This window comes from Citrobacter sp. Cpo012, assembly GCF_030333015.1.
Taxonomy (GTDB): Bacteria; Pseudomonadota; Gammaproteobacteria; order Enterobacterales; family Enterobacteriaceae; genus Citrobacter; species Citrobacter portucalensis.
The window spans coordinates 12,581-30,272 of the sequence record NZ_JAOWGR010000025.1; the positions used below are offsets into that span (position 1 = coordinate 12,581).

Consider the following 17,692-nt stretch of genomic DNA (forward strand, 5'->3'; position numbering starts at 1 on the left):
AAATCTGCGAACCGAATAATAAGCACCACAACACAACATCACGGAGTACACCATCATGGCTAACTACTTTAATACACTGAACCTGCGCCAGCAGCTGGCACAGCTGGGTAAATGTCGCTTTATGGGTCGCGACGAATTCGCCGATGGTGCGAGCTACCTTCAGGGTAAAAAAGTGGTCATCGTCGGCTGTGGCGCCCAGGGTCTGAACCAGGGCCTGAACATGCGTGACTCCGGTCTGGATATCTCCTACGCACTGCGTAAAGAAGCCATTGCTGAGAAGCGTGCTTCCTGGCGTAAAGCGACCGAAAACGGCTTCAAAGTGGGTACCTACGAAGAGCTGATCCCGCAGGCTGATCTGGTGGTTAACCTGACGCCGGACAAGCAGCACTCCGACGTTGTGCGTTCTGTACAGCCGCTGATGAAAGACGGCGCGGCGCTGGGTTACTCCCACGGCTTCAACATCGTGGAAGTGGGCGAGCAGATCCGTAAAGACATCACCGTTGTGATGGTGGCACCGAAATGCCCGGGTACTGAAGTTCGTGAAGAGTACAAACGTGGTTTCGGCGTACCTACGCTGATCGCCGTTCACCCGGAAAATGATCCGAAAGGCGAAGGCATGGCGATTGCTAAAGCCTGGGCTGCGGCCACCGGCGGTCACCGTGCTGGCGTACTGGAGTCCTCCTTCGTTGCGGAAGTGAAATCTGACCTGATGGGTGAGCAGACTATCCTGTGCGGTATGCTGCAGGCCGGTTCTCTGCTGTGCTTCGATAAGCTGGTGGAAGAGGGTACTGACCCGGCATATGCTGAAAAACTGATTCAGTTCGGCTGGGAAACCATCACCGAAGCGCTGAAGCAGGGCGGCATCACTCTGATGATGGACCGTCTTTCTAACCCGGCGAAACTGCGTGCTTACGCGCTGTCTGAACAGCTGAAAGAGATCATGGCACCGCTGTTCCAGAAACACATGGACGACATCATCTCCGGTGAATTCTCTTCCGGCATGATGGCTGACTGGGCCAACGACGATAAGAAACTGCTGACCTGGCGTGAAGAGACCGGCAAAACCGCGTTCGAAACCGCTGCCCAGTTCGACGGTAAAATCGGCGAGCAGGAATACTTTGATAAAGGCGTTCTGATGATTGCGATGGTGAAAGCGGGCGTTGAGCTGGCGTTCGAAACCATGGTGGATTCCGGCATCATCGAAGAATCTGCTTACTACGAATCACTGCACGAACTGCCGCTGATCGCCAACACCATTGCCCGTAAGCGTCTGTACGAAATGAACGTGGTTATCTCTGATACCGCAGAATACGGCAACTACCTGTTCTCTTACGCTTGCGTACCGCTGCTGAAAGAGTTCATGACCACCCTGCAGACCGGCGACCTGGGCAAAGCGATTGCTGAAGGCGCGGTAGACAACGCGCAGCTGCGTGACGTGAACGATGCGATTCGCGGCCATGCTATCGAGAAAGTGGGCCAGAAACTGCGTGGCTACATGACCGATATGAAGCGCATTGCGGTCGCAGGATAATTCCTCATAGAGGAATGGCATATCAACAGCGCTTCGTAGGCCGGATAAGCGAAGCGCTATCCGGCAAAAAAAGCCCGGTGTTTAAACACCGGGCTTTCTATTAGTTACGGTACAGCACTTTAATGATGTGGTAACCGAACTGAGTGTGCAGCGGACCGGTTGGCTCCAGCACAGGGCAGGAAAAGACCACTTTATCGAACGCCGGAACCATCTGGCCCTGACGGAATTCGCCTAAGTCACCACCGCGTTTGCCTGATGGGCAGATGGAGTGTTTCTTCGCCAGTTTGCCGAAGTCGGCGCCGTTTTTAATCTGTTCCAGAAGATCCAGTGCCAGTTTCTCTTCTTTAACAAGGATATGCACTGCTGCTGCTGTTTTTGCCATGATCGTGCCTTCAAAAGGGGGTCTGTAAGGCTCGCGATTTTAGCATGGCTTACCGTCGATACAGCACTTTGATGATGTGGTAGCCAAATTTGGTTTTTACAGGCCCGTAAGGTTTAAGCAGTGGGCAGCTAAACACAGCGGCATCAAATGGCCCCACCATCATCCCCTGTTTGAACTCGCCCAGATCGCCTCCGTTGCGCCCAGAGGGGCAGCGAGAATAGCGTTTTGCCAAATGATCGAAGCTAATACCGCGATCCAGCTTGCTCAGGATCTCCAGAGCTAATTTCTCTTCTTTCACCAGGATATGTAGGGCTGCCGCGCTCTTAGCCATTATTTTGTTCTCATGTCTCAAAGATGTCCCATTACTTTATCACCCGTCTTAGTCGTGGACATATACTCTTCGCCATCGCGGGACAGATGTCTCGCCTGATGTATGGAAACGGGAGATGAGCGACATTTTCTCTGCCGCATTCCCTTTTGCCGGGGACCTCCGTCCTGTCCCTACAGCCATGGAGCGAGATATCATGGATACAATGAAAAAAACTGAATTTTCAGTCGGATGGCTTACCGGGCTGGGTGATATTGTTCGCGATCCACAGCTCTATGAATTATTGAAATATTGCCCTCTGGACATCATGCAGCGCTGGCGTTTTGAAGAGATCCAACGCGGTGCCTTTATCTGTCGGCAGGGGGAAATATGTCAGCGTTTTTCGCTGATTATTGCCGGTGAAGTCGATGTTTTCTATGAGGCTGAAGATGGACGTCGTTATCGTCAAGCCCGCTACCGGAAAGGCGATATGCTGGGCGAACTCGAGATTTTTGAGTCGCGCCATTACATCTGTTCGGTAGTGGCGGTAGGACATGTGCAGCTTCTGAGCTTATCGCAGGAATACTTCAGCCGCTGGCTGGCGTTAGATAACCATTTTAACCAGCGGATGCTGCGCTTCTTTAGTCAGCAATATTACCAGCTGTCGAAAAAGGCCAGCAGCGACAATCTTTACTCGCTGTATCAGCGAGTGTGCCAGGCGTTATGGCTGCGTTATCAACAAGATGGAACGAATGAAATTTTGCTGGATAAGCTAAACCTCAGTCAGGAACTGGCGGCGACGACACGCAGTATTAACCGTATTTTACATGACCTGAAAGCGTTACAGATTATTGATACCGATGGTGAAAGCATTGTGTTGTTAGTCCCTGAAAAGTTAAAGCAGGAGGCTGATATCGGATAACCGTAAGAGTGAAGGAGGCGCGAGAATGTCGCTGCAACCCCATATCCAGTTAAGCAAGGAGATGACAGGCGCACGCTATGCGCTGCTGCCGGGAGACCCGTTGCGAGTCGATCGCATCGCCAATTTTCTTGATAACCCAGAATCGCTTGGTCAAAACCGTGAGTTTCGCGCCGCGCGAGGTTGGTATCAGGGGATCGAGATTTTAGTGCTCTCTACCGGAATCGGTGGACCGTCTACGGCTATTGCCATTGAAGAACTGCGTCAAATCGGTGTAAAGACCCTGATTCGTATCGGTAGCTGCGGGGCATTGCAGGATAATCTTGCGCTTGGTGACATGATTATCGCCCATGCCGCGGTAACGGATGACGGGACCAGCCGTACCTATGCGCCTGCGGGCTATCCGGCCTGCGCCGACCCGCAGTTAACCTGGGAACTGATGGCGCAAGCGCGGCAGATGAATATTCCCGCCACATGCGGCCTGGTGCGCAGCCACGATAGTTTTTATACCGACCGGGAAGCGGAACTGGATGCGCAGTGGTCGGCACTCGGCGTTCTGGGTGCGGATATGGAAAGTGCCGCTTTGATGACCATCGGTGCGCTGCGCGGGTTACGTACGGCGTCATTACTCAATGTGGTGGTTGCCCACAACGGTTGTCTGGATAGCAGTATCAATGATTATGTCCAGCAGGAAACGTTGTGCCAACAGGGCGAAGAACGGCAAATTACCCTAGCGCTACGCGCCATTCATTCCGATAGTCAGCAAGGAGGTCAGTGATGGACTTTTTTAGCATTAACAATGTAATGGTCAACATTCCTCTCGGCGAAGGCGGCTATGCACTATCTTGGATTGAAGCCATTGGTACCGTATTTGGTCTGTTATGTATCTGGTGTGCCAGCCGGGAAAAAATCATCAATTACCTGTTTGGCCTGATTAACGTCACGCTGTTTGCGGCAATCTTTTTCCAGATTCAGCTCTATGCCAGCTTGTTGCTACAGGTGTTTTTCTTCGCCGCTAACATTTACGGTTGGTATGCTTGGAGCCGACAAAACGAGGCGCAGGAAGCTGCGCTCAAGGTACGTTGGCTTTCCCGCCAGCAAACCCTGGTACTGGGCGGCGTTTGCGCGGTGGCGATAGTTTTGATGACGCTGTTTATCGATCCGGTGTTTGCAGCGCTTACCCGCATTATGATTGCACTGCTACAAATGATAGGTATACCGGTCGCGATGCCTGACCTTCAGCCCGATGCCTTCCCGTTCTGGGATTCCACCATGCTGGTGTTGTCGATTGCGGCCATGATTCTGATGACGCGTAAATATGTCGAAAACTGGCTGCTTTGGGTGCTCATCGACGTGATTAGTGTGGTTATTTACGCGGTGCAGGGCGTCTACGCCATGTCATTCGAATATGTCCTGCTGACGGCAATCGCGGTGATGGGATCCTACAGCTGGATCAAGAGCGCACAGCGCAACGGTTACACACCGCTTGCCGCGACGGTTTCCTGATTGACCCGATTTTCTGGCTACTCACAGGGGTAGCCAGTTACTCTTTTTCTCCCTCTTTCTGCTACAATCCACCTCCCCCGTGTTTACAGATTGAGCAATCCTTTATGCGTTTGAACCCCGGACAACAACAAGCCGTCGAATTCGTCACCGGACCTTGCCTGGTGCTGGCGGGAGCGGGTTCCGGCAAGACGCGTGTTATCACCAACAAAATAGCCCATCTGATCCGTGAATGTGGCTATCAGGCACGACATATTGCGGCAGTGACCTTTACCAATAAGGCTGCGCGCGAGATGAAAGAGCGCGTGGCGCAAACGCTGGGTCGTAAAGAGGCGCGTGGGTTGATGATCTCCACCTTCCACACCCTGGGACTGGATATCATTAAGCGTGAATACGCGGCGCTGGGGATGAAATCTAACTTCTCGTTGTTTGACGATACTGACCAGGTGGCCCTGCTTAAGGAACTGACCGAAGGGCTAATCGAAGACGATAAGCATATTCTCCAGCAGCTGATCTCGACGATCTCCAACTGGAAAAACGATCTGATGACGCCAGCGCAGGCGGCAGCCAGCGCAAAGGGCGAGCGCGATCGTATTTTTGCCCACTGCTATGGTCTGTATGACGCGCATATGAAGGCGTGTAACGTCCTCGATTTTGACGATCTTATCCTGCTGCCCACTCTGCTGCTACAGCGCAATGAAGAAGTGCGTGAGCGCTGGCAAAACAGAATCCGCTACCTGCTGGTGGATGAATATCAGGATACCAACACCAGCCAGTACGAGCTGGTGAAGTTGCTGGTAGGGAAACGTGCGCGCTTTACCGTCGTGGGCGATGACGATCAGTCGATCTACTCCTGGCGCGGCGCCCGTCCGCAGAACCTGGTACTGTTGAGCAAAGATTTTCCGGCTTTGCAGGTGGTGAAGCTGGAGCAAAACTACCGTTCATCAGGTCGCATCCTGAAAGCGGCGAACATCCTCATTGCGAACAATCCACACGTCTTTGAAAAGCGGCTCTTTTCTGAGCTGGGCTACGGCGCTGAGCTGAAGGTGCTGAGCGCAAATAATGAAGAGCATGAAGCCGAACGTGTGACCGGGGAATTAATTGCCCATCACTTTGTGAACAAGACGCAATATAAAGACTACGCCATCCTTTATCGCGGTAATCATCAGTCGCGCGTGTTCGAAAAGTTTCTGATGCAGAACCGTATCCCGTACAAAATTTCCGGCGGAACATCGTTCTTCTCGCGTCCGGAGATTAAAGATTTGCTGGCCTACCTGCGTGTGCTGAGCAACCCGGATGACGACAGCGCATTTTTGCGCATCGTAAACACGCCAAAGCGTGAAATCGGTCCGGCCACGCTGCAAAAGTTGGGTGAATGGGCGATGACGCGTAATAAAAGCCTGTTTACCGCCAGCTTTGATATGGGGCTTAGCCAGACACTGACCGGGCGCGGGTATGATTCTCTGACCCGCTTTACGCACTGGCTGGGTGAAATTCAGCGCCTGGCGGAGCGCGAACCGGTTGCCGCTGTACGCGATCTGATTCACGGTATTGATTACGAATCCTGGCTGTATGAAACCTCGCCGAGCCCGAAAGCGGCTGAAATGCGTATGAAAAACGTCAATACGCTGTTCAGCTGGATGACGGAGATGCTGGAAGGCAGTGAGCTGGAAGAGCCGATGACCCTGACCCAGGTCGTTACCCGCTTTACCCTGCGCGACATGATGGAGCGTGGAGAGAGCGAAGAAGAGCTGGATCAGGTGCAATTGATGACGCTGCATGCCTCAAAAGGGCTGGAGTTCCCGTACGTGTTTATGGTGGGAATGGAAGAAGGATTTTTGCCGCACCAGAGCAGCATCGATGAAGACAATATCGACGAAGAACGTCGTCTGGCTTACGTAGGGATTACGCGTGCACAAAAAGAGCTCATCTTCACGCTATGCAAAGAGCGTCGTCAGTACGGTGAACTGGTGCGCCCGGAACCGAGTCGCTTCCTGTTGGAACTGCCACAGGATGACGTTATCTGGGAGCAAGAGCGAAAAGTGGTGAGCGCCGAGGAGCGGATGCAAAAAGGGCAGGCCAGCATCGCTAATATTCGGGCGATGATGGCGAAAGCTAAAGCGAAGTAGATATTTTGTAGGCCGGATACGTGTAAGCGCTATCCGGCAACCAACATCTAATGAACGTCCAGCGGCCAGTGGACATAGCTTTGCCACTGACTTTCCTGATCGATTAACTCTTTACCCAGCGGATGATGTTCCAGCCAGCCTTCTGGTAGCGTGACCGTCAGGTGCTCGTTTCTTGCATCCATTTGAATTTCCGGCACAAGATCGTCACGGCGGCGGCTGGCGAAGATGATCGCCAAACGTAGCAAACGGCAAAGATGCTCCGCGATGCGCGGTGGCACTGCGTTTTGCTGGTGGAGCGAAGAGAGGTCGACGGGATTGGTCTGGTTGAGTAACAGCGTTGCTAGCAGTTTCTTTTGCGCAGGGGTAAAACCCGGAAGATCGAGATTGCGCACCAGATAAGCGGCATGCTGTGGTGCCTGTTTAAAATCAACGCTCAGGCCAATTTCATGCAGCTGACAGGCACTAATCAGTAGTTCGCGGCTAATCGGTTCAAGATGCCACTTTTTTTCTACCTGATCGAGAAATTTAGTCGCTAAATTGGCAACGCGATGTGCTTGCTCTGTATCGACCATAAAGCGACGCTGGATATTGCGTAATGTGCGGCTACGAATATCCTGATCCACCGCCAGGTGCAGCATACCGTAGACCAGACCTTCACGTAATGCGCCGCCGGCCAGGGTCATGCATTGAATGTTCAGTTCGGTGAAAATAGCAATCAGAATGGCCAGCCCGCTGGGGAAAACCAGCGCACGTTCCAGCGTTAACCCTTCGATTTCCAGCTCTTCCAGACGACCGCAGTGAATGGCGCGCTGCTTAAGCTGCTGCAGTTTGGCCAACGTAATACGCTCATCCATACCCTGCGCCATCATGATTTCCTGCAACGCCTGGACGGTACCAGAGGCACCAACGCAAACTTTCCAGCCATGAAAACGCAGTTTGTCGGCGACCGGGCGCAGAACTTCACGTGCGGCCTTCTCTGCCTCGTCAAAGTTTTCCTGTGCCAGATTACGATCGGTAAAATAGCGTTCGAGCCAGGTGACGCAGCCCATCGACAGGCTGAACAGAGAGGTGGTTTGTGCGCCGGAACCGGTGACTAATTCAGTGCTGGCGCCACCAATATCCACAACCAGACGCTGATCGGCACCGCCGGTTGTATGGGCTACACCTTGATAAATCAGTCGCGCTTCTTCTTCACCGCTAATCACCTGGACAGGGCAGCCAAGGATCTCTTGCGCTTTGGCAATAAACACATCGGCATTTATGGCGATGCGTAATGTTGCCGTGGCGACCACGCGGATTTGTGGATGCGGAATATCCTGCAGACGTTCAGCAAACAGGCGCAAACATTGCCAGCCGCGCTCCATCGCTTCAACAGAGAGCTCGTTGTCACCGTTGAGTCCAGCGGCCAGACGCACTTTGCGTTTGATACGCGTGAGCGTCTGGATGCTTCCTGCCACCTCGCGTACAACCAGCATATGAAAACTATTCGAGCCGAGATCGATTGCTGCATACAGCGAAGTAGAATTCATACACTTCATCCTTCAACCTGTATCTGTGTTGGCTGCGTTCTCTCACCCGAATCACTTACTAAAGTAAGCTCATCGGGATTCGTTTTCTTGCCGCCTTGATACAGGCTGAATGATTTTGTGTATGGCATAACTTTTCTTAACCTGAACGACGACGATTACGCGGAGCACCACCGGTACGGCGTGGGCCATTGCCTGTACGCGGGCGCGTTAAGCGCAACGGCTTCGGCAGATCGGTCATCAGCGCATCCGGGTTATATTTGCTGACCGGAATCGAGTGGCCAATATAGGTCTCGATTGCGGGTAAATTCAGCGCGTACTCTTCACAGGCCAGGCTGATAGAGTGACCGCTTGCGCCAGCACGTCCGGTACGACCGATTCGGTGAACGTAATCTTCACAGTCATCCGGCAGGTCATAGTTAAATACGTGCGTTACTGCTGGGATATGCAGGCCACGCGCAGCGACATCCGTCGCAACGAGAATGTCGAGATCGCCACGGGTGAACTCATCAAGAATACGCAGACGTTTTTTCTGTGCTACGTCACCGGTCAGCAGACCGACGCGATGACCATCCGCAGCAAGGCTGCCCCAGATATCTTCACAACGATGCTTGGTGTTAGCAAAAACAATGGCGCGATCTGGCCACTCTTCTTCAATCAGCGTTTGCAGCAAACGCATTTTCTCTTCGTTGGAAGGGTAGAAGAGCTCTTCTTTAATGCGGTGGCCAGTTTTCTGTTCCGGTTCGACTTCAACGTACTCAGCGTTATTCATCTGTTCGAACGCCAGTTCGCGAACGCGGTAAGAGAGGGTTGCAGAAAACAGCATGTTCAGACGTTGGGTGGTTGGCGGCATACGACGGAACAGCCAACGGATATCTTTAATAAAGCCCAGATCGTACATACGATCGGCTTCATCCAGCACCACGACCTGAATCGCGCCCAGATTAATGTGGTTCTGTTTTGCATAGTCGATGAGACGACCGGTCGTGCCGATAAGAATATCGACGCCGCTTTCCAGCACTTTCAGCTGTTTATCGTAACCGTCGCCGCCATACGCCAGGCCTAATTTCAGACCAGTAGTCTGTGCCAGCGGCTCGGCATCGGCGTGGATCTGCACGGCTAATTCACGCGTTGGCGCCATAATTAACGCACGCGGTTGGTTCACCTTGCGATCGGCAATCGCGGGATGAGAGAGAAGATAATGAAACGTTGACGTCAGGAACGCCATCGTTTTTCCGGTACCGGTTTGCGCCTGCCCGGCAACATCACGACCAGCCAGCGTTAGCGGCAGCGCGAGGGCCTGAATGGGCGTACAGTTATGAAAGCCTTTATTTTCAAGGGCTTTTATCACCTTTGGGTGCAGGGCGAAGTCGGAAAACTTCTGTTCTGTTAAATGTGTTTTGCTCATAGTGTGGTAGAATATCAGCTTACTATTGCTTTACGAAAGCGTATCCGGTGAAATAAAGTCAACCTTTAGTTGGTTAATGCTACATCAACACGTCGTTGATTAATGCTACACCAATGCACCAGGCTTATTCCTGTGGAGTTATTATGAGCGATAAAATTATTCACCTGACTGACGACAGTTTTGACACGGATGTACTCAAAGCGGACGGAGCAATCCTCGTTGATTTCTGGGCAGAGTGGTGCGGTCCGTGCAAAATGATCGCTCCGATTCTGGATGAAATCGCTGACGAATATCAGGGCAAACTGACGGTTGCTAAACTGAACATTGACCAAAACCCAGGCACCGCGCCGAAGTATGGTATCCGTGGCATCCCGACCCTGCTGCTGTTTAAAAACGGCGAAGTTGCGGCGACGAAAGTCGGCGCGCTGTCCAAAGGTCAGTTGAAAGAATTCCTCGACGCTAATTTAGCGTAAGGAAGTCTCATGATCGGGCGACCCTACTTCGAAATGATTCGGATGACTGGACGCCCGACTTGAGTCGTGCTAAGTTAGTGTTGACTTCGTATTAAACATACCTTATTAAGTTTGAATCTAGTTATATCCAATACTTCCCGTTGTTTCTCGCGCGAGAAGTGGACAGATTCCTGGCTTGTCACTCAATCCGTCTTGTCGTTTCAGTTCTGCGTACTTTCCTGTGACCAGAAAGCGAACAGACATGAGTTGATGGCCGTAAACAGGCATGGATGACCCTGCCATACCATTCACAACATTAAGTTCGAGATTTACCCCAAGTTTAAGAACTCACACCATTATGAATCTTACCGAATTAAAGAATACGCCGGTTTCTGAGCTGATCACTCTCGGCGAAAATATGGGCCTTGAAAACCTGGCTCGTATGCGCAAGCAGGACATTATTTTTGCCATCCTGAAGCAGCACGCAAAGAGTGGCGAAGATATCTTTGGTGACGGTGTGCTGGAGATATTGCAGGATGGATTTGGTTTCCTCCGCTCTGCAGACAGCTCCTACCTCGCCGGTCCTGATGACATCTACGTTTCTCCCAGCCAAATCCGCCGTTTCAACCTCCGCACTGGTGATACCATTTCTGGTAAGATTCGCCCGCCGAAAGAAGGTGAACGCTACTTTGCGCTGTTGAAAGTTAACGAAGTTAACTACGACAAACCTGAAAACGCCCGTAACAAAATCCTCTTTGAGAACTTAACGCCTCTGCACGCGAACTCTCGTCTGCGTATGGAACGTGGTAACGGTTCTACTGAAGACTTAACGGCGCGTGTACTGGATCTGGCATCGCCGATCGGTCGTGGCCAACGTGGTCTGATTGTTGCTCCGCCGAAAGCGGGTAAAACCATGCTGCTGCAGAACATCGCGCAGAGCATTGCATACAATCATCCTGACTGCGTGCTGATGGTGCTGCTGATTGACGAACGTCCGGAAGAAGTTACCGAGATGCAGCGTTTGGTGAAAGGTGAAGTGGTTGCCTCTACCTTTGACGAACCTGCCTCCCGCCACGTTCAGGTTGCGGAAATGGTTATCGAGAAGGCGAAACGTCTGGTTGAACACAAGAAAGACGTTATCATTCTGCTTGACTCCATCACCCGTCTGGCGCGTGCATATAACACCGTGGTTCCGGCTTCCGGTAAAGTACTGACCGGTGGTGTGGATGCCAACGCCCTGCATCGTCCGAAGCGTTTCTTTGGTGCTGCACGTAACGTGGAAGAGGGCGGTAGCCTGACCATCATCGCGACTGCGCTGATTGATACCGGCTCTAAAATGGATGAAGTTATCTACGAAGAGTTTAAAGGTACCGGCAACATGGAACTGCATCTCTCTCGTAAGATTGCTGAAAAACGCGTCTTCCCGGCTATCGACTACAACCGTTCCGGTACCCGTAAAGAAGAGCTGCTCACTACCCAGGAAGAGCTGCAGAAAATGTGGATCCTGCGCAAAATCATCCATCCGATGGGTGAAATCGATGCAATGGAATTCCTCATTAACAAACTGGCGATGACCAAGACCAACGACGATTTCTTCGATATGATGAAGCGTTCCTGATTCGGGCATCATCTGAAAACGCCACGTTTTTACGTGGCGTTTTGCTTTTACGATTCATCCTAATGTTTGGTCAGATAAAATTGTCATTATTATCGGCGTCATGGATTGTCACAATGAGTGGCATGACCGACAAGAGGTAGGAAGTGTAATGTTTTAGCTGCTCTCTTCAAGGGGGCGTCTTAACGCATTATACTTTAAGGAAATGATATATGCTGAGAACACATACACTGTGAATCTACTCGCTGCTTTCTCTGAGCTAGTTAGTATTTTTTTATTCACAACCATTTTTATTTTTTTGGCACGAAAAGTAGCCATAAAAATAGGTTTAGTGGATAAGCCAAACTTCCGCAAACGTCACCAAGGGATTATTCCGTTAGTGGGCGGGATTTCTGTGTTTGCAGGAATCAATTTCATGTTTGGCCTTTCGGATTATTACATTCCCCATGCCTCGTTATACCTCTTCTGTGCAGGTGTGCTGGTGTTTGTTGGTGCGCTTGACGATCGTTTTGACATCAGCGTAAAAGTACGAGCAGTTGTTCAGGCGGTGATTGCTATTTTGATGATGGTAAAAGGTGAGCTTTATCTAAGTAGCCTGGGATATATTTTTGGCCCGTGGGAGTTGTTGTTGGGTCCCTTTGGTTATTTTCTCACCCTTTTTGCCGTCTGGGCGGCGATTAACGCCTTTAATATGGTTGATGGCATTGATGGCTTGTTAGGCGGGCTATCCAGCGTCTCATTCGCAGCGATGGGGTTTATCCTGTGGTTCGATGGTCAGACAAGCCTGGCTATCTGGTGTTTTGCCATGATTGCCGCCATCCTGCCTTACATCATGCTGAACCTGGGTATTCTTGGACGCCGCTATAAGGTCTTTATGGGCGATGCGGGGAGTACGCTGATTGGCTTTACGGTAATCTGGATCCTGCTGGAGACCACTCAAGGTAAAACGCATCCTATTAGCCCGGTCACTGCACTGTGGATTATCGCCATTCCGTTAATGGATATGGTGGCGATCATGTATCGTCGTTTACGTAAAGGCATGAGTCCTTTCTCTGCCGATCGCCAGCATATTCATCATTTAGTGATGCGCGCCGGGTTTACTTCCCGACAGGCATTTGTTCTGATCACGTTGGCTGCAGCGATTCTGGCCTCTATCGGTGCACTGGCTGAATATTTTCGTTTAGTTCCTGAATGGGCCATGTTGGTGCTCTTTTTACTGGCATTCGGTCTTTACGGTTACTGTATTAAGCGGGCATGGAAGGTCGCGAGATTTATTAAGCGTGTTAAGCGCAGGCTACGAAGGCACCGCGAAGGCAAACCAAACTTAACCAAGTGAATTGAGGATGCGATGACACAACCATTACCGGGGGAACACGCCGTGAGCGCAGAAAATGAACTGGATATCCGTGGGTTGTTTCGTGCCTTATGGGCAGGGAAAGTGTGGATTGTCGGCATGGCTCTCGCCTTCGCGATAGTCGCTCTCGCGTATACGTTTTTTGCTCGTCAGGAGTGGAGTGCAACGGCGATTTCAGACAGGCCAACGGTCAATATGTTGGGCGGCTATTATTCTCAGCAGCAGTTCTTGCGTAACCTGGACATCAAGGCCAGTCTTGCATCTGCGGATCAACCGTCAGTGATGGATGAAGCCTATAAAGAATTTATTATGCAGCTTGCCTCATGGGATACGCGCCGTGAATTCTGGCTGCAGACTGATTACTACAAGCAACGTATGGTGGGTAACAGTAAAGCCGATGCGGCGATGCTGGATGAACTGATCAATAACATTCAGTTTATGCCCGGCGATGCGGTTCGTAATACCAATGACAGCGTGAAACTGATTGCCGAGACGGCACCTGATGCCAACAATCTGCTGCGACAGTACGTCGCGTTTGCCAGTCAGCGTGCAGCGCGTCATCTGAACGACGAGTTAAAGGGAGCCTGGGCTGCGCGCACCGTGCAGATGAAAGCACAGGTTAAACGCCAGGAAGAAGTGGCGAAATCGATTTTCTCTCGCCGTGTTCATAATATTGAGCAGGCTCTCAAAATTGCTGAACAGCATAATATTTCGCGTACTTCCACTGACGTTCCGGCTGAAGAGCTACCCGATTCTGAACTGTTTTTGCTTGGACGTCCTATGCTGCAGGCGCGACTCGAAAACCTGCAATCTGTTGGTCCCGATTTCGATCTGGACTACTTCCAAAACCGAGCCATGCTTAACACACTGAACGTTGGGCCAACTCTGGATCCGCGTTTTCAGACCTATCGTTATTTGCGTACGCCGGAGGAACCGGTAAAACGTGACAGCCCTCGTCGTGCCTTCCTGATGATTATGTGGGGCATCGTTGGGGCTCTGATCGGTGCTGGTGTCGCGTTAACCCGTCGCCGCACGATTTAGCAATATCGTTGCAGTGAGGGGCTGGGCCCTCACTGCCAATCCGAAGAGAATCGATGTGAAAGTACTGACTGTATTTGGCACGCGACCGGAGGCCATAAAAATGGCACCTCTGGTTCATGCGCTGGCAAAAGATCCTGATTTTGAGGCAAAAGTTTGCGTCACGGCACAGCATCGGGAGATGCTCGATCAGGTGTTGAACCTTTTTTCCATTGTACCTGACTACGATCTCAATATTATGCAGCCAGGTCAGGGACTAACAGAAATTACCTGCCGAATCCTTGAAGGATTAAAGCCTATTCTGGCTGATTTTAAACCCGACGTTGTGTTGGTTCACGGCGATACCACGACCACCATTGCCACTAGCCTGGCCGCGTTCTATCAACGCATTCCGGTAGGGCATGTGGAGGCGGGTTTACGTACAGGCGATCTCTACTCTCCCTGGCCGGAAGAGGCGAACCGTACGCTGACCGGGCATCTGGCGATGTATCATTTTGCGCCAACAGAAAACTCGCGCCAAAACCTGCTACGGGAAAACATTTCTGATAGCCGTATCTTCGTAACAGGTAATACGGTTATTGATGCGTTGATCTGGGTTCGTGACCGTGTACTGGGAAACGAGGTGCTGCGTACCGATCTGGCAGAACGTTATCCTTTCCTGGCCGCTGATAAAAAAATGATTCTGGTGACCGGTCATCGTCGGGAAAGCTTTGGTCGCGGTTTTGAACGCATTTGCCACGCGCTGGCGGAAATTGCCGCGGCCAATCAGAACGTACAGATTGTCTATCCAGTGCACCTGAATCCTAACGTCAGCGAACCGGTTAATCGTATTCTGGGTCACGTTGAAAACGTCATCCTGATTGAACCGCAGGATTACATGCCGTTTGTCTGGCTGATGAATCACGCCTGGCTGATCCTTACCGACTCTGGTGGGATTCAGGAAGAAGCCCCATCTCTGGGGAAACCGGTACTGGTGATGCGCGAAACGACGGAACGTCCGGAAGCGATTACTGCGGGCACAGTACGTCTGGTAGGGACAGACCCGCAGCGTATTGTCGAAGAAGTCACGCGTTTGCTGCATGACGACAATGAATATCAGACCATGAGCCGCGCCCATAATCCGTATGGTGACGGGCAGGCATGTGGCCGCATTTTACACGCGTTAAAAAATAATCGGATATCGCTATGAGTTTTACGACCATTTCTGTCATTGGGCTGGGTTATATCGGACTGCCGACGGCGGCTGCCTTTGCTTCCCGTCAAAAGCATGTGATTGGCGTAGATGTAAATCAACACGCGGTGGATACCATTAATCGCGGTGAAATTCATATCGTTGAGCCAGATTTGGGCGCCGTGGTGAAAACGGCGGTCGCAAATGGATTTCTGTGTGCGACCACAACCCCTGTAGATGCGGATGCCTATCTGATTGCTGTGCCTACTCCGTTTAAGGGGGAGCACGAACCCGATATGGTTTATGTGGAAGCTGCGGCGAAGTCTCTTGCGCCGGTGCTGAAAAAAGGCGCGTTGGTGATCCTTGAATCGACGTCGCCTGTCGGGGCTACCGAACAGATGGGCACATGGCTGGCTGAAATGCGTCCTGATCTGACTTTCCCGCAACAGGTCGGTGAACAGGCTGACGTTAACATTGCTTATTGTCCAGAGCGCGTGCTGCCGGGCCAGGTGATGGTTGAACTGATTAAAAACGACCGCGTGATTGGGGGAATGACCTCTGTCTGTTCCGCGCGTGCTAGCGAACTGTACAACATCTTCCTTGAGGGTGAATGTGTCGTGACTAACGCCCGCACTGCGGAAATGTGCAAGCTGACTGAAAATAGCTTCCGCGACGTCAATATCGCCTTTGCCAATGAGCTGTCGCTGATTTGCGCCGATCAGGGGATCAACGTCTGGGAACTGATTCGCCTGGCAAATCGCCATCCGCGCGTGAATATTTTGCAACCGGGTCCGGGTGTTGGCGGGCACTGTATCGCAGTTGATCCGTGGTTTATCGTGGCGCAGAACCCGCAGCAGGCGAAATTGATTCGCACCGCGCGTGAGGTAAACGACGGTAAGCCTCATTGGGTGGTCGAGCGGGTAAAAGCTGCCGTGGCCGACTGTCTGGCGGATACCAATAAACGGGCCAGCGAAGTGAAAATTGCCTGCTTTGGTCTGGCATTTAAACCGAATATTGATGATTTACGTGAAAGCCCGGCGATGGGGATTGCGCAAAGCATCGCGCATTGGCACAAAGGCGAAACATTGGTGGTGGAACCGAACATCCATCAACTGCCGAAAAAACTGGACGGTCTGTGCCAACTGGCAACGCTGGACGATGCCCTGGCAAGCGCCGATGTGCTGGTCTTGCTGGTCGACCATAATGAATTTAAAGCCATTAAAGGCGATGCGGTTCATCAGCAATATGTCGTTGATACCAAAGGGGTTTGGCGCTAATGAAACGAATTCTGGTTACCGGTGGAGCGGGATTCATCGGCTCTGCGGTTGTTCGGCATATCATTCATGAGACTCAGGATGCGGTAGTTGTGGTCGATAAACTGACCTATGCCGGAAATCTGATGTCGCTGGAGCCGGTTGCACAGAATCCTCGTTTTACCTTTGAGAAAGTCGATATCTGCGATCGAGCTTCGCTCGACAGGGTGTTTCAACACTATCAGCCGGACTGCGTGATGCATCTGGCGGCAGAAAGCCACGTCGATCGCTCAATTGATGGTCCGGCCGCCTTCATCGAAACTAACATCGTGGGAACCTACACGCTGTTGGAAGCGGCGCGCGCTTACTGGGGTGATTTAACCAGCGAGAAAAAATCAGCGTTTCGTTTCCACCATATCTCGACTGACGAGGTGTATGGCGACCTGCATTCTACGGATGATTTCTTCACTGAAACCACACCGTATGCACCGAGCAGCCCTTATTCCGCGTCGAAAGCCAGCAGCGATCATCTGGTTCGCGCCTGGCTGCGTACCTACGGTCTGCCAACGCTGATAACCAACTGTTCTAACAACTATGGTCCGTACCATTTTCCGGAAAAACTGATTCCGCTGATGATCCTCAACGCATTGGCGGGGAAGCCGTTGCCGGTTTACGGCAATGGGCAACAGATCCGTGATTGGTTGTATGTAGAAGATCACGCCAGGGCGCTCTATTGTGTGGCGACAACGGGCGCGGTGGGAGAAACCTATAATATCGGTGGCCATAACGAGCGTAAAAACCTGGAAGTTGTCGAAACGGTTTGCAGCCTATTGGAAGAGCTGGCACCGCAAAAGCCGCAGGGTATCGCGCAGTACCGCGACTTGATCGCTTTTGTGGACGATCGCCCGGGTCATGATTTGCGTTATGCCATTGACGCGTCGAAAATTGCGCGTGAACTAGGCTGGATGCCGCAAGAAACGTTTGAAAGCGGAATGCGCAAAACCGTGCAATGGTATCTGGCTAATCAGGCATGGTGGAAACCCGTGCAGGACGGCAGTTACCAGGGCGAACGTTTAGGTCTGAAGGGCTAACAGCCTGGTTTTG

General features: G+C 51.7%; 17 protein-coding genes. 13 read left to right on the forward strand and 4 right to left on the reverse strand.

Features of this window, described 5'->3' with window-relative positions:
* Positions 1–55 precede the first annotated feature (55 nt).
* Complete coding sequence (gene ilvC / locus OGX90_RS01260) at positions 56–1,531, forward strand: ketol-acid reductoisomerase (protein ID WP_003829020.1); 1,476 nt, start codon at positions 56–58, stop codon at positions 1,529–1,531.
* 100 nt (positions 1,532–1,631) lie between these two features.
* Here ilvC and ppiC (OGX90_RS01265) read toward each other — a convergent pair whose 3' ends face one another.
* Positions 1,632–1,913 carry a peptidylprolyl isomerase PpiC gene (gene ppiC / locus OGX90_RS01265; protein WP_003017999.1) on the reverse strand — a complete coding sequence of 94 codons (282 nt, stop codon included), beginning with the start codon at positions 1,911–1,913 and terminating at the stop codon, positions 1,632–1,634.
* Between the two features lie 49 nt (positions 1,914–1,962).
* Complete coding sequence (gene ppiC / locus OGX90_RS01270) at positions 1,963–2,244, reverse strand: peptidylprolyl isomerase PpiC (RefSeq protein WP_038634595.1); 282 nt, start codon at positions 2,242–2,244, stop codon at positions 1,963–1,965.
* Positions 2,245–2,437: 193 nt separating this feature from the next.
* Here ppiC (OGX90_RS01270) and OGX90_RS01275 point away from each other — a divergent pair, with 193 nt between their 5' ends.
* The 4 genes from OGX90_RS01275 (at position 2,438) to rep (ending at position 6,771) form a co-directional block, all read left to right on the forward strand.
* Entirely contained in the window at positions 2,438–3,142 is a 705-nt protein-coding gene (locus tag OGX90_RS01275) for a Crp/Fnr family transcriptional regulator (protein WP_071446079.1), read from the forward strand.
* A 25-nt stretch (positions 3,143–3,167) separates the two neighbouring features.
* Positions 3,168–3,917 carry a nucleoside phosphorylase gene (locus OGX90_RS01280; RefSeq protein ID WP_286623010.1) on the forward strand — a complete coding sequence of 250 codons (750 nt, stop codon included), beginning with the start codon at positions 3,168–3,170 and terminating at the stop codon, positions 3,915–3,917.
* Positions 3,917–4,645 carry a nicotinamide riboside transporter PnuC gene (pnuC, locus tag OGX90_RS01285; protein ID WP_286623012.1) on the forward strand — a complete coding sequence of 243 codons (729 nt, stop codon included), beginning with the start codon at positions 3,917–3,919 and terminating at the stop codon, positions 4,643–4,645. The genes OGX90_RS01280 and pnuC overlap by 1 nt, the downstream gene beginning before the upstream one ends.
* 104 nt (positions 4,646–4,749) lie before the next feature.
* Positions 4,750–6,771 (forward strand): DNA helicase Rep, encoded by a 2,022-nt coding sequence (gene rep, locus OGX90_RS01290; protein ID WP_286623014.1) that lies wholly within the window; start codon positions 4,750–4,752, stop codon positions 6,769–6,771.
* 47 nt (positions 6,772–6,818) lie between these two features.
* Here rep and gppA read toward each other — a convergent pair whose 3' ends face one another.
* On the reverse strand, positions 6,819–8,300 hold the full coding sequence (gene gppA / locus OGX90_RS01295) for a guanosine-5'-triphosphate,3'-diphosphate diphosphatase (protein ID WP_286623015.1): 1,482 nt from the start codon (positions 8,298–8,300) through the stop codon (positions 6,819–6,821).
* A gap of 136 nt (positions 8,301–8,436) precedes the next feature.
* Positions 8,437–9,705, reverse strand: a complete 1,269-nt coding sequence (gene rhlB, locus OGX90_RS01300; RefSeq protein ID WP_267454576.1) for an ATP-dependent RNA helicase RhlB — start codon at positions 9,703–9,705, stop codon at positions 8,437–8,439.
* Between the two features lie 143 nt (positions 9,706–9,848).
* Between rhlB and trxA the strand changes: the two genes are divergently transcribed.
* The 8 genes from trxA (at position 9,849) to rffG (ending at position 17,679) form a co-directional block, all read left to right on the forward strand.
* Entirely contained in the window at positions 9,849–10,178 is a 330-nt protein-coding gene (gene trxA, locus OGX90_RS01305; protein ID WP_001280776.1) for a thioredoxin TrxA, read from the forward strand.
* A gap of 130 nt (positions 10,179–10,308) precedes the next feature.
* Complete coding sequence (locus OGX90_RS01310) at positions 10,309–10,428, forward strand: rho operon leader peptide (protein WP_286623029.1); 120 nt, start codon at positions 10,309–10,311, stop codon at positions 10,426–10,428.
* Between the two features lie 87 nt (positions 10,429–10,515).
* Positions 10,516–11,775 carry a transcription termination factor Rho gene (rho, locus tag OGX90_RS01315; protein ID WP_002437993.1) on the forward strand — a complete coding sequence of 420 codons (1,260 nt, stop codon included), beginning with the start codon at positions 10,516–10,518 and terminating at the stop codon, positions 11,773–11,775.
* Between the two features lie 202 nt (positions 11,776–11,977).
* Positions 11,978–13,108 carry a UDP-N-acetylglucosamine--undecaprenyl-phosphate N-acetylglucosaminephosphotransferase gene (gene wecA, locus OGX90_RS01320; RefSeq protein ID WP_267966254.1) on the forward strand — a complete coding sequence of 377 codons (1,131 nt, stop codon included), beginning with the start codon at positions 11,978–11,980 and terminating at the stop codon, positions 13,106–13,108.
* Positions 13,109–13,120: 12 nt separating this feature from the next.
* Positions 13,121–14,167 (forward strand): ECA polysaccharide chain length modulation protein, encoded by a 1,047-nt coding sequence (wzzE, locus tag OGX90_RS01325; protein ID WP_071446068.1) that lies wholly within the window; start codon positions 13,121–13,123, stop codon positions 14,165–14,167.
* Between the two features lie 55 nt (positions 14,168–14,222).
* Entirely contained in the window at positions 14,223–15,353 is a 1,131-nt protein-coding gene (wecB, locus tag OGX90_RS01330; protein WP_071446066.1) for a non-hydrolyzing UDP-N-acetylglucosamine 2-epimerase, read from the forward strand.
* Complete coding sequence (gene wecC, locus OGX90_RS01335; RefSeq protein ID WP_234692722.1) at positions 15,350–16,612, forward strand: UDP-N-acetyl-D-mannosamine dehydrogenase; 1,263 nt, start codon at positions 15,350–15,352, stop codon at positions 16,610–16,612. The genes wecB and wecC overlap by 4 nt, the downstream gene beginning before the upstream one ends.
* Positions 16,612–17,679 (forward strand): dTDP-glucose 4,6-dehydratase, encoded by a 1,068-nt coding sequence (rffG, locus tag OGX90_RS01340; RefSeq protein ID WP_234692723.1) that lies wholly within the window; start codon positions 16,612–16,614, stop codon positions 17,677–17,679. Before wecC ends, rffG begins: the two co-directional genes overlap by 1 nt.
* The last annotated feature ends 13 nt before the right edge of the window (positions 17,680–17,692 follow it).

What these genes read in the sequence shown, in the direction of transcription:
- ilvC (WP_003829020.1), top strand. Translation starts at nt 56, where the DNA reads ATGGCTAACTACTTTAATACACTGAACCTGCGCCAGCAGCTGGCACAG.
- ppiC (WP_003017999.1), bottom strand. Translation starts at nt 1,913, where the DNA reads ATGGCAAAAACAGCAGCAGCAGTGCATATCCTTGTTAAAGAAGAGAAA.
- ppiC (WP_038634595.1), bottom strand. Translation starts at nt 2,244, where the DNA reads ATGGCTAAGAGCGCGGCAGCCCTACATATCCTGGTGAAAGAAGAGAAA.
- OGX90_RS01275 (WP_071446079.1), top strand. Translation starts at nt 2,438, where the DNA reads ATGGATACAATGAAAAAAACTGAATTTTCAGTCGGATGGCTTACCGGG.
- OGX90_RS01280 (WP_286623010.1), top strand. Translation starts at nt 3,168, where the DNA reads ATGTCGCTGCAACCCCATATCCAGTTAAGCAAGGAGATGACAGGCGCA.
- pnuC (WP_286623012.1), top strand. Translation starts at nt 3,917, where the DNA reads ATGGACTTTTTTAGCATTAACAATGTAATGGTCAACATTCCTCTCGGC.
- rep (WP_286623014.1), top strand. Translation starts at nt 4,750, where the DNA reads ATGCGTTTGAACCCCGGACAACAACAAGCCGTCGAATTCGTCACCGGA.
- gppA (WP_286623015.1), bottom strand. Translation starts at nt 8,300, where the DNA reads ATGAATTCTACTTCGCTGTATGCAGCAATCGATCTCGGCTCGAATAGT.
- rhlB (WP_267454576.1), bottom strand. Translation starts at nt 9,705, where the DNA reads ATGAGCAAAACACATTTAACAGAACAGAAGTTTTCCGACTTCGCCCTG.
- trxA (WP_001280776.1), top strand. Translation starts at nt 9,849, where the DNA reads ATGAGCGATAAAATTATTCACCTGACTGACGACAGTTTTGACACGGAT.
- rho (WP_002437993.1), top strand. Translation starts at nt 10,516, where the DNA reads ATGAATCTTACCGAATTAAAGAATACGCCGGTTTCTGAGCTGATCACT.
- wecA (WP_267966254.1), top strand. Translation starts at nt 11,978, where the DNA reads ATGATATATGCTGAGAACACATACACTGTGAATCTACTCGCTGCTTTC.
- wzzE (WP_071446068.1), top strand. Translation starts at nt 13,121, where the DNA reads ATGACACAACCATTACCGGGGGAACACGCCGTGAGCGCAGAAAATGAA.
- wecC (WP_234692722.1), top strand. Translation starts at nt 15,350, where the DNA reads ATGAGTTTTACGACCATTTCTGTCATTGGGCTGGGTTATATCGGACTG.
- rffG (WP_234692723.1), top strand. Translation starts at nt 16,612, where the DNA reads ATGAAACGAATTCTGGTTACCGGTGGAGCGGGATTCATCGGCTCTGCG.